Below are 13,729 nucleotides of genomic sequence, written 5' to 3'. Positions count from 1 at the left end.
ACAGACATGAAGTTCAAGTCGTTCGCACAGGTTGCCGCGATCGCCGCGGTGGGTTGGAGCGGCCTGCTCGCCGCGCCCGCGGCGCTGGCGCAGGCCAAGGAGCAGTTCTTCCCGCTGCTCGTCTACCGCACCGGGGCCTACGCGCCCAACGGCACGCCGTGGGCCAACGGCAAGCAGGACTACATCAAGATGATCAACGCGCGCGACGGCGGCATCAACGGCGTCAAGCTGACGTTCGAGGAATGCGAGACCGGCTACGCGACCGACCGCGGCGTCGAATGCTACGAGCGGCTGAAGGGCCGCGCCGGCGCCGCGCTGATCGACCCGCAGGCCACCGGCATCACCTTCGCGCTGACCGACAAGGTGCCCAACGACAAGATCCCGCTGATCACGCTGGGCTACGGCCTGGCCGCGTCGCAGGACGGGGGCGTGTTCAAGTGGAACTTCCCGCTGATGGGCTCGTACTGGACGGCCGCCGACATCCTGATCCAGCACATCGGCAAGAAGGAAGGCGGGCTCGACAAGCTCAAGGGCAAGAAGATCGCCCTCGTCTACCACGACTCGCCGTTCGGCAAGGAGCCGATCCCGCTGCTCGAAGAACGCGCGAAGACGCACGGCTTCGAGCTGAGCAAGATCCCCGTCACCGCCCCCGGCGTCGAGCAGAAATCGGCCTGGCTGCAGGTGCGCCAGCAGCGCCCCGACTACGTGCTGCTGTGGGGCTGGGGCGTGATGAACTCGACCGCGCTGAAGGAGGCCATTGCCACCGGCTACCCGCGCGAGAAGATGTACGGCGTCTGGTGGGCCGGCGCCGAGCCCGACGTGAAGGACGTCGGCGACGCGGCCAAGGGCTACAACGCGCTGGCGCTGAACACCTCGGGCCAGCAACCCAAGGTGATCCAGGACATCCTGAAGTACGTGCACGACAAGGGCCAGGGCTCGGGCCCGAAGGACGAGGTCGGTTCGGTGCTGTACACGCGCGGGCTGATCATCCAGATGCTCGGCGTCGAGGCGGTGCGGCGCGCCCAGGAACGCTACGGCCGCGGCAAGGTGATGACCGGCGAGCAGGTGCGCTGGGGCCTGGAGAACCTGTCGCTGGACCAGAAGAAGCTCGACGCGCTGGGCTTTGCCGGCGTGATGCGGCCGGTCAGCACCTCGTGCCTGGACCACATGGGCACCACCTGGACGCGCGTGCACACCTGGGACGGCAGCAAGTGGAACTTCTCGTCCGACTGGTACCAGGCCGACGAGCAGATCATCAAGCCGATGGTCAAGGCGGCGGCGGACAAGTACGCGAGCGACAAGAAGCTGACGCGCCGCACGCCGGAAGACTGCCAGTCGTGAGGCGGCGATGAGTGCACCGGTCTTGCTCGACGTCAACGGGATCGAGGTGATCTACCACCACGTGATCCTGGTGTTGAAAGGGGTCTCGCTGCAGGTGCCCGAGGGCGGCATCGTCGCGCTGCTGGGCGGCAACGGCGCCGGCAAGACCACCACGCTGCGCGCCGTCAGCAACCTGCTGGCGGGCGAGCGCGGCGCGGTCACCAAGGGCAGCATCGCGCTGCGCGGCGAGCGCATCGAGGCGCTGTCCACCGCCGAGATGGTGAACCGCGGCGTGGTGCAGGTGATGGAAGGCCGGCACTGCTTCGCGCACCTGACGATCGAGGAGAACCTGATGACGGGCGCCTACACGCGGCGCGACGGCAAGGCCGCGGTGGCGCAGACGTTGGAGAAGGTCTACGGCTACTTCCCTCGGCTGAAGACGCGGCGCGGCTCGCAGGCCGCCTACACCTCGGGCGGCGAGCAGCAGATGTGCGCGATCGGCCGCGCGCTGATGGCCGACCCGAAGATGGTGCTGCTGGACGAACCGTCGATGGGCCTGGCGCCGCAGATCGTCGAGGAGGTGTTCGAGATCGTGAAGGACCTGAACGCGCGCGAGCGCGTGACCTTCCTGCTCGCCGAGCAGAACACCGCGATGGCGCTGCGCTATGCCGACCATGGCTACATCCTCGAGAACGGGCGCGTGGTGATGGACGGGGCCGCCGGCGCGCTGGCGCAGAACGAGGACGTCAAGGAGTTCTACCTCGGCACCGGCGGCGCCAAGGACGACGTGGCGCGCAAGAGCTTCCGCGACGTGAAGAGCTACAAGCGCCGCAAGCGCTGGTTGAGCTGACAGGAGAGGACACGATGGCCGACGATTTCTTTGCGCTGCCGCCCTTCAAGGCCGAGGAGGCCCTGGTGACGCTGAAGCGCCAGTTGCGCGACCTGAAGCCGCTGGCCGAGCGCGGCACGCGCTTCGAGTGGAAGGGCAAGCCGGTGGTCGAGCTGGCCGGCGATGCGGCGGCCATCACCGCGCGCCTCGCGCGCCGGCCGCTCAGCGCGCCCGACTGGGACACGCAGGTGCTGAAGAGCGGCGCCGACGTGCGCAAGTTCACCGACGAGCTGCGCAAGCGGCTCGCACGCTGGGCGGACGACGAATGACGGCCGCCTTTTTCGATGCGCTGGAAACGCGCGATGCCGCCGAGCGCGAGCGCGCGCTGCTGGCCGCGCTGCCGGCCCAGGTGGCGCATGCGCAGGCGCACGCGACCGCCTTCGGCGCACTGCTGAAGGACGTCGATGCGCGCAGCGTGACGACGCGCGCCGCGCTCGCGGCGCTGCCGGTCACGCGCAAGCACCAGTTGCTGGAGCGCCAGCAGGCCGAACGCGCGCACGACGTGTTCGGCGGCTTCTCGGCGATCGGCTGGAACGGCCTGCGCCGGCCGCAGGGCGCGCGCCGCGTGTTCCAGTCGCCAGGGCCGATCTACGAACCCGAGGGCGCGGCGCCCGACTACTGGCGCGCCGCGCGCGCACTGCATGCGGCGGGCTTTCGCGCCGGCGAGCTGGTGCACAACAGCTTCAGCTACCACCTGACGCCGGCCGGTTCGATGATGGAAGGCGGGGCGCTGGCACTCGGCTGCACCGTGTTCCCCGGCGGCATCGGCAACACCGAGCTGCAGCTGCAGGCGATGCGCGAGCTGAAGCCGCACGGCTACGTCGGCACGCCCAGCTTCCTGAAGATCCTGCTCGACAAGGCATTGGAAGGCGGCATCGCGCTCGGCTCGGTGCGCAAGGCGCTGGTCAGCGGCGAGGCCTTCCCGCCCGCGCTGCGCGACTGGCTGCGCGGCCACGGCATCGATGGCTACCAGTGCTATGCGACGGCCGACCTCGGGCTGATCGCCTACGAGACCGCCGCGCGCGAAGGCCTGGTGCTGGACGAAGGCGTCATCGTCGAGATCGTGCGCCCGGGCACCGGCGACCCGGTGCCGGCGGGCGAGGTCGGCGAGCTGGTCGTCACCACGCTGAACCCGGACTACCCGCTGATCCGCTTCGGCACCGGCGACCTGTCGGCGGTGCTGCCCGGCAGCTGCCCCACCGGCCGCACCAACACGCGCATCAAGGGCTGGATGGGCCGCGCGGACCAGACCGCCAAGGTGCGCGGCATGTTCGTGCACCCGTCCCAGGTGGCCGAGGTGCTGCGGCGCTTTCCCGAGGTCATGCGAGGCCGGCTGGTGGTCAGCGGCGAGATGGCGAACGACCGCATGACCCTGCACGTGGAGGCGGCCGCCGCGGCGCCGGAACTGGCGGCGCGCCTCTCTGATGCGATCCGTGACGCGATCCGCGACGTCACCAAGCTGCGCGGCGAGGTGACGCTGTGCGCGCCCGGCAGCCTGCCCAACGACGGGCGGGTGATCGAGGACATCCGCAAATTCGACTAAGGTTTCAGGCCGCTGTCCTTGACCACCCTGGTCCACTTCGCAAGCTCGGCGCGCATGAACGCGCCGAACTTCTCGGGCGTGCCGCCACCGTCCTCGGCACCGTAGCCGTCGAGCCTGCGCTGCACGCCCGGCATGGCGAGGACCAGGTTGACGTCGTCGTTGATCTTCTGCACCAGGCCCCTGGGCAGCCGGGCCGGGCCGACCAGCCCGTACCACACGCTGGCGTCGAAGCCCGGGAAGCCCTGCTCCGCCATCGTCGGCACGCCCGGATAGGCCTTGGCGCGCACCGGGCGCGTCTGCGCGATCGCGACCAGCTTGCCGCTCTTGACGAAAGGCGTCACCGCCGTCATCGACACCAGGCAGCAGTCGACCAGCCCGTTGACCACGTCGGCGAGCACCGGCGCGCTGCCCTTGTACGGGATGTGCAGCAGATCGATCCTGGCGCGCAGCTTGAACATCTCCAGCGACAGGTGCTGCACCGAACCGGCCCCCGACGAACCGAAACTGACCCGGCCCGGCCGGGCCTGGCACAACGCCACCAGGTCGTCGAGCGTGCGCACCGGCTGCTGCACGCTGCCGGCCAGCATGTTGGGCGTGACGCCGACCAGCACGACGGGGGTGAAGTCGCGTTCGACGTCATAGGTCAGGCGCGGTTGCAGCAACGGCGCGAGCGCGTGGCTGTTGATGTGCGCCATCAGCAGCGTGCGGCCGTCGCCCGGCTGCTGCGCGACATGGCTGGCCGCCAGCACGCCGGCCACGCCGGGCTTGTTGTCGATGACGACCTGCCGGCCCCACAGCGGCTCGAGCCGCTCGGCCAGCACCCGCGCCAGCGCATCGGTGCCGCCGCCGCGCGGGAAGCCGACGACGATGCGGATCGGCCCCGACGGCATCGCCTGCGCGAACGCGCGCGGCACCCCCACCACGGCAACGCTGCCGGAAGCAGCCTGCAGAAGAAGACGACGTTGCATGCCGGGACCCCTTGGCTGCCATCGACTGCACAGCGCGGATCCCGGTTGGCCGAATCAGGTATCCGCCTTGACGTTGCCCTCTTTTACCACCTTGGCCCACTTGGCGATCTCGCTGTGGATGAAGGCCGTGAACTTGTCCGCCGACCCGCCGCCGTCCTCGGCGCCGTAGCTGTCCAGGCGCTCCTGCACGTCGGGCATCGCCATCACCTTGTTTGCGTCCTCGTTGATCTTCTGCGCCAGGCCCTTGGGCAGCTTGCCCGGCCCGACCAGGCCGTACCAGGTGGTGGCGTCGAAATCCGGGAAGCCCGACTCGGCCATCGTCGGCACGCTCGGGTGGCCCTTGGCCCGTTTCGTCCGCGTCTGCGCGATCGCCAGCACCTTGCCGCCCTTCACGTGCGGCGTCGCGGCGGTCATGGTCTCGAAGCAGTAGTTGATCTGCCCGCCGATCAGGTCGGTGATGGCCGGCGCACTGCCCTTGTACGGGATGTGCAGCGCATCGACCTTGGCGCGCAGCTTGAACAGCTCCAGTGCCAGGTGCTGCGCCGAGCCCGAACCGGCCGAGCCGAAGCTGATCTGGCCCGGCTTGGCCTTGCACAGCGCGACGATGTCCTTCACCGTCTGCGCCGGCTGCTGCGGGTTGGCGATCAGCAGGTTGGGCGTCACGCCCACCAGCATGATGGGCACGAAGTCGCGCTCGACGTTGTAGTTGAGCTTGGGCTGCAGGCTGGGCGCGAGCGCATGGCTGTTGATGTGCGCCATCAGCAGCGTGCTGCCGTCGCTCGGCTGCTGCGCCACGTAGTCGGCCGCCAGCACGCCGGCCACGCCGGCCTTGTTCTCAACGATGACCTGCTGGTTCCACATCACGCCCAGCTTCTGGCCCAGCACGCGCGCCAACGCATCGGTGCCGCCGCCCGGCGGGAAGCCGACGATGATGCGGATCGGGCCCGAGGGCAATCCCTGCGCGAACAACCTGGGTGCGCCCAGCGTGGCGACCGTACCGGCCGCCGCCTGGAGAAGGGAACGACGTTGCATGCGGAACCTCCTGACTGTTGTGGGAATGCGGAAGTCGGTGCCGTCAGGCTGCGGCTTGCAGCGCCGGACTTTGCGGGTGCGAAGAGAAGTAGTCCATCGCAGCTTGCACGCCGCTGCCGGCGGTGACGATACCCGACAGCTTCAATCCCATCTCGACGCCGGACAGCGCGGCCATCAGCGTCAGGTCGTTGCAGTCGCCCAGGTGGCCGATGCGGAACATGCGGCCCTTGACCCGGCCGAGGCCGGTGCCCAGCGACAGGTCGAAGCGCTGGTGGATCAGCTTGCGCATCGCGTCGGCATCGACGCCGGCCGGCGTGATGACGCCGGTCAGCACCGGCGAATACACCGACGCATCGGCGCACTGGATCGGCAGCCCCCACGCGCGCACCGCGCTGCGCACCGCCTCGCCCCAGCGCCGGTGCCGCGCGAAGATCGTCGGCAAGCCTTGCTCGAGGAGCATGTCCAGCGCCTCGCTCAGGCCGTACAGCAGGTTGGTGTTCGGCGTGTAGGGCCAGTAGCCGGTCTTGTTCATCTCGATGATCTCGTCCCAGGCCCAGAAGGCCTTGGGCAGCATCGATTTCTTGCTGGCCTCGATGGCCTTGGGCGAGACCGCGTTGAAGCTGATGCCCGGCGGCAGCATCAGGCCCTTCTGCGACCCGCTGACGGTGACGTCGACGCCCCACTCGTCATGCCGGTAGTCGGCGCTGGCCAGGCCCGAGATGGTGTCGACCAGCAACAGCGCCGGGTGCTTGGCCGCATCGATCGCGCGGCGCACCGCGGCGATGTCGGACGTGACGCCGGTCGACGTCTCGTTGTGCACCACGCACACGGCCTTGATCTGGTGGCTGCCGTCCTCGCGCAGCCGCTTCTCGATCAGGTCGGCCTGCACGCCGTGGCGCCAGCTGTTGGGCAGCTCGGTCAGCGGGTCGATGCCCGGCAGCGCGAGGAACTCGGGTTTCAGGCCCAGGCGCAGCGCCATCTTCTGCCACAGGCTCGCGAAGTGGCCGGTCTCGTACATCAGCACCGCGTCGCCCGGGCTCAGCACGTTGGCGAGCGCCGCCTCCCATGCGCCGGTGCCGGACGCCGGGTAGATGACGACCGGGTGGCGGGTCTGGAACACCTGCTGCATCCCCGCCAGCACCTTCAGCCCGAGGCCGCCGAATTCGGGCCCGCGGTGGTCGATGGTCGGCAGGCTCATGGCCCGCAGGATGCGATCCGGCACCGGGCTCGGCCCGGGGATCTGCAGGAAATGACGGCCGCTGGGATGCTGGTCTAGCGCGATCATGGAGAGCCCTCCACAAAGTCCTGACGGACGGAGTTTTGCATACAAAATTCATTTGTCAATGGCGGCTTCATCCGTATGATCGTCACAAAGCTCCTGCAGAAAATGAATACAAAGTAGATCGCTCGCCATGGCAGACATCATTTCCATTCCCCGCCAGGTCCTGCACCAGCAGGTGTTCACGCGCTTGCGCCAACTGATCGTGGAGAACCACATCAAGCCTGGCAGCAAGCTCAACGAGCGGGCGCTGTGCGAGCAGCTGGAGGTGTCGCGAACACCGTTGCGCGAGGCGATCAAGATGCTGGCCTCGGAGGGGCTGGTGGAATTGCTGCCGAACCGCGGCGCGGTGGCGCGCCAGCTGTCGGCGCAGGACATCGCCGACACCTTCGAGCTGATCGCCGGGCTGGAAGGCCTGTCGGGCGAACTCGCCGCGCAGCGCATCACCGACGCCGAGCTGGCCGAGGTGCGGGCCCTGCACTACGAAATGCTGGCCGCCTACACGCGGCGCGACCTGCCCACCTACTACAGCATCAACGCGGTGATCCACAACCACATCAATGCGGCGGCGCGCAACCCGGTGCTGGCGCAGACCTACCGCAGCGTCAACGCGCGGCTGCAGGCGCTGCGCTTCCGCTCCAACGGCGACGAGGCCCGTTGGGCGCGCGCGATGGGCGAGCACGAGCAGATGATCGGGCTGCTGGCCACGCGCGACGCGGCGGGCCTGCGCGACCTGCTGTCGCGCCACCTGCTGAACAAGCGCGACGACGTGCTCGAGCTGATGGCGAATGGCGAGCTGGGCGGCGCGGGGGCGCAGGCATGACGCCGCTGGTGTCGCCGCAGACCGCGCGGGATGCCGGCCTCGCGCTGCGCCGGTTCGGCACGCCGGAAGCCACCGACCTGGCGCGGCGGCTCGCCGCGAACACGCAAGGCGAGACCTTGTTCGACATCGCCTCGCGCGGCCGCTACGCCACCGATGCGTCGATCTACCAGGCGATGCCGGTCGGCGTGTTCGTGCCGCGCTCGGCGCAGGACATCGCCAGCGCGATCGACATCGCGCGCGACATGAAGATCCCGCTGCTGCCGCGCGGCGGCGGCACCTCGCAGTGCGGGCAGACCACCGGTGCAGCACTGGTCATCGACACCAGCAAGCACTTCCGCCAGGTGCTGGATTTCGACAAGGACGCGATGACGGTGACGGTCGAGCCGGGCATCGTGCTCGACCACCTGAACGCGTTCCTGAAGCCGCACGGCCTGTGGTACCCGGTCGACGTGTCGACCAGCGCGCAGGCCACGCTGGGCGGCATGGCCGGCAACAACTCCTGCGGCTCGCGCAGCATCGCCTACGGCAACATGGTGCACAACGTGCTCGGGGCCGAGGCCTGGCTGAGCGACGGCAGCAGCGTGCGCTTCGGGCCCGTGGACGGCTTGGGCACCAAGGAGCGCGCGATCGCCGACTTCGTGCGCCGGCTCGCGCTGGAGCAGCGCGACGAGATCGACGCGCTGTGGCCCAAGGTGATGCGCCGCGTCGGCGGCTACAACCTCGACATCTTCCATCCGCAGAGCGAGCGGCCCTACACCGCCGACGGCAGCGTCAACCTGGCGCACCTGCTGATCGGCGCCGAGGGCACGCTGGCCTTCACGCGCAGCCTGGTGCTGAAGCTCTGCCCGCTGCCGCGCCACAAGGTGCTGGGGGTCGTCAACTTCCCGACCTTCTACGCCGCGATGGATTCGGCGCAGCACATCGTCAAGCTGGGGCCGAGCGCCGTCGAGCTGGTCGACCGCACGATGATCGAGCTGTCGCGCGCCAACCCGGCCTTCCGCTCGACCATCGAGGCGGCGCTGATCGGCGCGCCGGATGCGATCCTGTTGGTCGAGTTCAGCGGCGAGGACAAGGGCGCGCTGCTCGCGCAACTGGCGCAGCTGGTGGACCTGATGGGCGAACTGAAGCTGCCGGGCAGCGTGGTCGAGATGCGCGACGAGGCGCCGCAGAAGGCCTTGTGGGAGGTGCGCAAGGCGGGCCTGAACATCATGATGAGCCTGAAGGGCGACGGCAAGCCGGTCAGCTTCATCGAGGACTGCGCGGTGCCGCTGGTGCACCTGGCCGAGTACACCGAGGCGCTGACGCAGGTGTTCCGCCAGCACGGCAGCCGCGGCACCTGGTATGCCCATGCGTCGGTCGGCACGCTGCACGTGCGGCCCATCCTCGACATGCGCGTTGGCGGACCCGAAGGCGGCGCGGCCAAGATGCGCGCCATCGCCGAGCAGGCCAGCGCGCTGGTGCGCAAGTTCAAGGGTGCCTACAGCGGCGAGCATGGTGACGGCCTGTGCCGCGGCGAGTGGATCGAATGGCAGTTCGGGCCGAAGGTGAACCAGGCCTTCCGCGCGATCAAGCAGCATCTCGACCCGGCCAACCTGATGAACCCGGGCAAGATCGTCGATCCGCCGAAGATGGACGATGCGCGGCTCTTCCGCTACGCGCCCGGCTACAGGACGATCGCGCTGAAGCCGGTGTTCGACTGGTCGGCCTGGGACGTGCAGAACGACCCGGCCACCGAGACGACCACCGCGCCAGGCACCGGCGGCGATGCGGCCGGCGGCTTCGCCAAGGCCGTCGAGATGTGCAACAACAACGGGCACTGCCGCAAGTTCGACGCCGGCACGATGTGCCCGAGCTACCGCGTCACGCGCGACGAGCAGCACCTGACGCGCGGACGCGCCAACACGCTGCGCCTGGCGCTGTCGAACCAGCTTGGCGACCAGGGCTTCGCGAGCGAGGCGGTGCGCGACGCGCTCGACCTGTGCGTCGGCTGCAAGGGCTGCAAGCGCGACTGCCCGACCGGCGTCGACATGGCGAAGATGAAGCTCGAGTTCACCGCGCACGACAAGGCGCGGCACGGCCACACGCTGAAGGACCGGCTGGTCGCGCACCTGCCGGCCTATGCGCGGCTGGCGAGCGCGGTGCCGTGGCTGTTCAACCTGCGCGAGACGCTGCCCGGCGCCAAGGGCCTGGCCGAGCGCTGGCTCGGGCTGTCGGCCCGGCGCAGCCTGCCGCGCTTCCGCCGCGACACCTTCCGCCGCGCGGCGCCGCACATCGGCCTCGCGACGCGCGACGAGGTGCTGAAGGCGGACAAGCCGGTGGTGCTGTTCGTCGACACCTTCAACGGCAGCTTCGAGAGCGAGAACGCGACTGCCGCGGTGCGCGTGCTGCAGGCCGCCGGCTACAGCGTGCATGCGGCCAGCCGGCCGGGGCGCGCGCTGTGCTGCGGCCGCACCTACCTGGCTGCCGGCATGCCGGACGAGGCCAAGGCGCGGGCGCGCGAGCTGCTCGCCGCACTGCTGCCGTTCGCGCGGCGCGGCATCGCCATCGTCGGGCTGGAGCCGTCGTGCCTGCTGACGATGCGCGACGAGATGCTGGTGATGGGGCTGGGCGAGGACGCGAAGGTCCTGGCCGACCAGGCGCTGCTGCTGGAGGAATTCCTGGCCCGCGAGGCGGCGGCCGGCCGCTTCGCGCCGCGCTTCAAACCGGCGGCGCAGGCGATGCGCGTGCACGGCCACTGCCACCAGAAGGCCTTCGGCGCGATCCAGCCGGTGCTGGACGTGCTGAAGCTGATCCCGGATGCGAAGCCGTCGCTGATCGAGAGTTCGTGCTGCGGCATGGCCGGCAGCTTCGGCTACGAGGCGAGCCACCATGCGGTGTCGATGCAGATGGCCGAGCTGAGCCTGCTGCCGGCGGTGCGCGAGGCGCCGGACGCGATCATCGTGGCCGACGGCACCAGCTGCCGGCACCAGATCGCCGATGGCGCCGGCCGAGAGGCGCTGCACGTCGCACGCGTGCTCGCCGACCACCTGGCCTGACCCGCAGCGAGCCCCTCGGGAAACCCCGCAGGGCAATGGCCTTGCGGCGCCTCCGGGTTACGTAGTTTCCGCCATGCCGGTGCCTTGTCGCGTCCTTAAGCTCGAGCCTTCTCTCTCAGAAACGCTTGCTCGAAAGGAACACGACCATGAAGAAACTTCTGCTGGCTGGCGCCGCACTGCTGACGGCGACCGCCGCACTGGCCGAGTACCCCGAGAAGCCGGTGACCATCGTGGTGCCCTTCTCGGCCGGCGGCCCGACCGACAAGGTGGCACGCGACCTGGCCGAGGCGCTGCGCAAGCCGCTGGGCGGCCAGGCCATCATCATCGACAACGTCGGCGGTGCAGGCGGCACGCTGGGCGCGACCAAGGTCGCGAAGGCCAACAACGACGGCTACACGCTGCTGCTGCACCACATCGGCATGAGCACCTCGCCGGCGCTGTACCGCAACATGCAGTACAAGACGCTGGAGGACTTCGAGTACCTCGGCATGATCAACGAGGTGCCGATGACGCTAATCGGCAAGCCCGCGCTGCCGGCCACCAACTACGCCGAGCTGACCAAGTGGATGGACGCCAACAAGGGCAAGATCAACCTGGCGAACGCCGGGCTGGGTTCGGCCTCGCACCTGTGCGGCCTGCTGTTCATGAGCACGGTGAAGGTCGACATGACGACCGTGCCGTACAAGGGCACCGGCCCGGCGATGACCGACCTGCTGGGCGGCCAGGTCGACCTGATGTGCGACCAGACGACCAACACGACGAGCCAGATCGAGGGCGGCAAGGTCAAGGCCTTCGCGGTGACCAGCACCAAGCGCCTGACGACGCCGGCGCTGTCGAAGCTGCCGACGCTGGACGAGTCCGGCCTGAAGGGCTTCAACGTCAGCATCTGGCACGCGCTGTATGCGCCGAAGGGCACGCCGAAGGCGGTGACCGACAAGATCAACGCGGCGTTGAAGGTTGCGCTGAAGGACCATGACTTCATCAAGCGCGAAGAGGGCCTGGGCGCGGTCGTCGTGACCGATGCGCGCGTCAACGGCGCCGAGCACAAGAAGTTCGTCGAGGCGGAAATCAACAAGTGGGGCCCGATCATCAAGGCGGCAGGGCAATACGCCGATTGATCCGCAGCCCGGATGCCCCTGCGGGTTGGTTCAACCGCGCAAGGTGATCGGGATGGTCACCGGGCCATCGTTGACCAGGTGCACCTTCATGTCGGCCCCGAACTCGCCGCTGGCGACGTTCGGGTGCTGCGCCCTCGCCGTCGCCAGCACCCGCTCGTAGAGCTCGCGCCCCAGCGCCGGCGGCGCGGCCGCGGTGAAGCTCGGCCGATTCCCGCCTGAGGTGTCCGCCGCCAGCGTGAACTGGCTGACGATCAGCAGCCCGCCACCGATGTCGGTGACGCTGCGGTTCATCTTGCCCTGCTCGTCGCTGAAGATGCGCAGCTTCAGCAGCTTCGCCACCAGCCTGTCGGCGATCGCCGGCGTGTCGCCCGGCTCGGCGCACACCAGCACCAGCAGGCCGGCGTCGATCGCACCGACCACCTGCCCGCCGACCTCCACGCGCGCCTGCGCGACCCGCTGCGTGACCGAGATCATGGCGCCGCCCCCGGGTTGGTGGCCTGGGTCTCGACATTGGTCGGCAGCAGCTGGATCGAGGCGCGCAACCCCGGCACGTCGTTCATCAGCGCCTGCTCGACGTCGGCGCGCAGGGCCGCCGCGCGCCCGAGCGTCCAGTCGGCCGGCATGTGCATGTGCATGTCGATGAAGCGCCGCTGCCCGGCGCGCCGCGTCACGACGTGGTCGAAGCGGATCGTGTGGTGATCGAATTGCGCCAGCGTGCGGTCGATCTGCGCGCGGATCTCGGGTTCGACCGCGCTGTCCATCAGCCCCTCGATCGAGCGCCACGCCAGGTGCCCGCCTTCGCGCAGGATGTTCAGCGCGACGCCGATCGCCAGCAGGGGGTCCAGCCACAGCCAGCCGGTCAGTTGCACCAGCAGCAGGCCGGCCACGACGCCGACCGAGGTCCAGACGTCGGTCATCAGGTGGCGCGCATCGGCCTCGAGCACGATGGAGCGGTGCTCGCGCGACGCGGCCATCATCCGCCACGCCAGCAGGCCGTTGATCGCCGAGCTGAGCACCGACAGCGACAGGCCCCAGCCCAGCGACTCGAGCGGCTGCGGCTGCGCGAAGCGGTGCGCCGCGGCCCAGACGATGCTGACGGCGGCGCCGACGATCATCAGGCCCTCGAAGCCGCTGGAGAAGTACTCGGCCTTGGTGTGGCCCGACGGGTGGTCCTCGTCGGCCGGCCGCTGCGCAATGTTGACCATCACCAGCGCGAACAGCGCGGAGGCCAGGTTGACCAGCGATTCCATCGCGTCGGACAGCAGCCCGACCRAGCCGGTGACCCACCACGCCAGCGTCTTCAGCGCGATGGTGGCGAGCGCGGCCACCACCGACAGGCGCAGCAGCGTCTGCACGCCCATCAGCGGTCCATGCGCCGGAGTTCGTCGCCGAGGAACTGCGCCGCCGGCACGCTGCGGCCATCGGCGAAGCGGATCTGGTACGGCTGGCCGCTGGTGCTGGAGCGGCTCGCGATCTCGTCGATGAACTGCTGCGCGGTATTGACGTGCTCGCCCATCTTGTCGAACTTGCCGCGCAGGAACTTCGCCGCATCGGCCGCCGGGTAGACGCTGCCGTTGCGCACGAACGTGATGTCCTTCTGCGCGGCCACGTAGGCGATCAGGCGCTCGATGCGCGCCCGTTCGGCCGCGGACGGCGCGGCCGCGGCCGGCACCGCGAACACGGCAGCGGCCAGCACGGACAGCAGCTCGCGCCGGCGCATGC

At 69.4% G+C, this 13,729-nt stretch carries 13 protein-coding genes; 7 read left to right on the top strand and 6 right to left on the bottom strand.

Annotated features, from left to right (window positions below):
* Window positions 1-6: 6 nt before the first annotated feature.
* Genes AC1DYN_RS08500 through AC1DYN_RS08485 form a run of 4 tightly spaced genes read left to right on the top strand, consistent with a single transcriptional unit; the run spans window position 7 to window position 3,752 of the window.
* Window positions 7-1,341 carry an ABC transporter substrate-binding protein gene (locus AC1DYN_RS08500; protein ID WP_477958684.1) on the top strand — a complete coding sequence of 445 codons (1,335 nt, stop codon included), beginning with the start codon at window positions 7-9 and terminating at the stop codon, window positions 1,339-1,341.
* Window positions 1,342-1,348: 7 nt separating this feature from the next.
* Window positions 1,349-2,170: an ABC transporter ATP-binding protein gene (locus AC1DYN_RS08495; RefSeq protein WP_477958683.1), complete on the top strand. Its 822-nt coding sequence runs from the start codon at window positions 1,349-1,351 to the stop codon at window positions 2,168-2,170.
* Between the two features lie 14 nt (window positions 2,171-2,184).
* A complete protein-coding gene (locus AC1DYN_RS08490; RefSeq protein WP_477958682.1) occupies window positions 2,185-2,478 on the top strand; it encodes a hypothetical protein in 294 nt (97 codons plus the stop codon).
* Window positions 2,475-3,752, top strand: a complete 1,278-nt coding sequence (locus AC1DYN_RS08485; RefSeq protein WP_477958681.1) for a phenylacetate--CoA ligase family protein — start codon at window positions 2,475-2,477, stop codon at window positions 3,750-3,752. Before AC1DYN_RS08490 ends, AC1DYN_RS08485 begins: the two co-directional genes overlap by 4 nt.
* On the opposite strand, the gene AC1DYN_RS08480 is transcribed toward AC1DYN_RS08485, so the two are convergent.
* From AC1DYN_RS08480 to AC1DYN_RS08470, 3 genes are read right to left on the bottom strand one after another with little or no spacing between them, the layout of a single operon-like run.
* The gene (locus tag AC1DYN_RS08480; RefSeq protein WP_477958680.1) at window positions 3,749-4,720 is read right to left on the bottom strand and encodes a Bug family tripartite tricarboxylate transporter substrate binding protein; all 972 of its coding nucleotides are present in this window, start codon (window positions 4,718-4,720) and stop codon (window positions 3,749-3,751) included. The genes AC1DYN_RS08485 and AC1DYN_RS08480 overlap by 4 nt on opposite strands.
* 54 nt (window positions 4,721-4,774) lie before the next feature.
* Window positions 4,775-5,752, bottom strand: a complete 978-nt coding sequence (locus AC1DYN_RS08475; protein ID WP_477958679.1) for a Bug family tripartite tricarboxylate transporter substrate binding protein — start codon at window positions 5,750-5,752, stop codon at window positions 4,775-4,777.
* Between the two features lie 43 nt (window positions 5,753-5,795).
* Window positions 5,796-7,037, bottom strand: coding sequence for a pyridoxal-phosphate-dependent aminotransferase family protein (locus AC1DYN_RS08470; protein ID WP_477958678.1), 1,242 nt, complete (start codon window positions 7,035-7,037; stop codon window positions 5,796-5,798).
* Window positions 7,038-7,164: 127 nt separating this feature from the next.
* On the opposite strand from AC1DYN_RS08470, the gene AC1DYN_RS08465 reads away from it, so the two are divergent.
* The 3 genes from AC1DYN_RS08465 (at window position 7,165) to AC1DYN_RS08455 (ending at window position 12,007) form a co-directional block, all read left to right on the top strand.
* The gene (locus AC1DYN_RS08465; protein WP_477958677.1) at window positions 7,165-7,854 is read left to right on the top strand and encodes a GntR family transcriptional regulator; all 690 of its coding nucleotides are present in this window, start codon (window positions 7,165-7,167) and stop codon (window positions 7,852-7,854) included.
* Window positions 7,851-10,889 carry an FAD-binding and (Fe-S)-binding domain-containing protein gene (locus tag AC1DYN_RS08460; protein ID WP_477958676.1) on the top strand — a complete coding sequence of 1,013 codons (3,039 nt, stop codon included), beginning with the start codon at window positions 7,851-7,853 and terminating at the stop codon, window positions 10,887-10,889. The genes AC1DYN_RS08465 and AC1DYN_RS08460 overlap by 4 nt, the downstream gene beginning before the upstream one ends.
* Before the next feature lie 146 nt (window positions 10,890-11,035).
* A complete protein-coding gene (locus AC1DYN_RS08455; protein ID WP_477958675.1) occupies window positions 11,036-12,007 on the top strand; it encodes a tripartite tricarboxylate transporter substrate-binding protein in 972 nt (323 codons plus the stop codon).
* A 30-nt stretch (window positions 12,008-12,037) separates the two neighbouring features.
* Here AC1DYN_RS08455 and dtd read toward each other — a convergent pair whose 3' ends face one another.
* From dtd to AC1DYN_RS08440, 3 genes are read right to left on the bottom strand one after another with little or no spacing between them, the layout of a single operon-like run.
* Window positions 12,038-12,481 carry a D-aminoacyl-tRNA deacylase gene (gene dtd / locus AC1DYN_RS08450; RefSeq protein ID WP_477958674.1) on the bottom strand — a complete coding sequence of 148 codons (444 nt, stop codon included), beginning with the start codon at window positions 12,479-12,481 and terminating at the stop codon, window positions 12,038-12,040.
* Window positions 12,478-13,368, bottom strand: a complete 891-nt coding sequence (locus AC1DYN_RS08445; RefSeq protein WP_477958673.1) for a cation diffusion facilitator family transporter — start codon at window positions 13,366-13,368, stop codon at window positions 12,478-12,480. Before AC1DYN_RS08445 ends, dtd begins: the two co-directional genes overlap by 4 nt.
* Window positions 13,368-13,727, bottom strand: coding sequence for a DUF5329 family protein (locus AC1DYN_RS08440; protein WP_477958672.1), 360 nt, complete (start codon window positions 13,725-13,727; stop codon window positions 13,368-13,370). The genes AC1DYN_RS08445 and AC1DYN_RS08440 overlap by 1 nt, the downstream gene beginning before the upstream one ends.
* Between the last annotated feature and the right edge of the window lie 2 nt (window positions 13,728-13,729).

Source organism: Rhizobacter sp. P2_D12 (genome assembly GCF_056404395.1).
The sequence above is the reverse complement of the archived record's forward strand: the minus strand, read 5'-3'. Positions and strand labels throughout refer to the sequence as shown.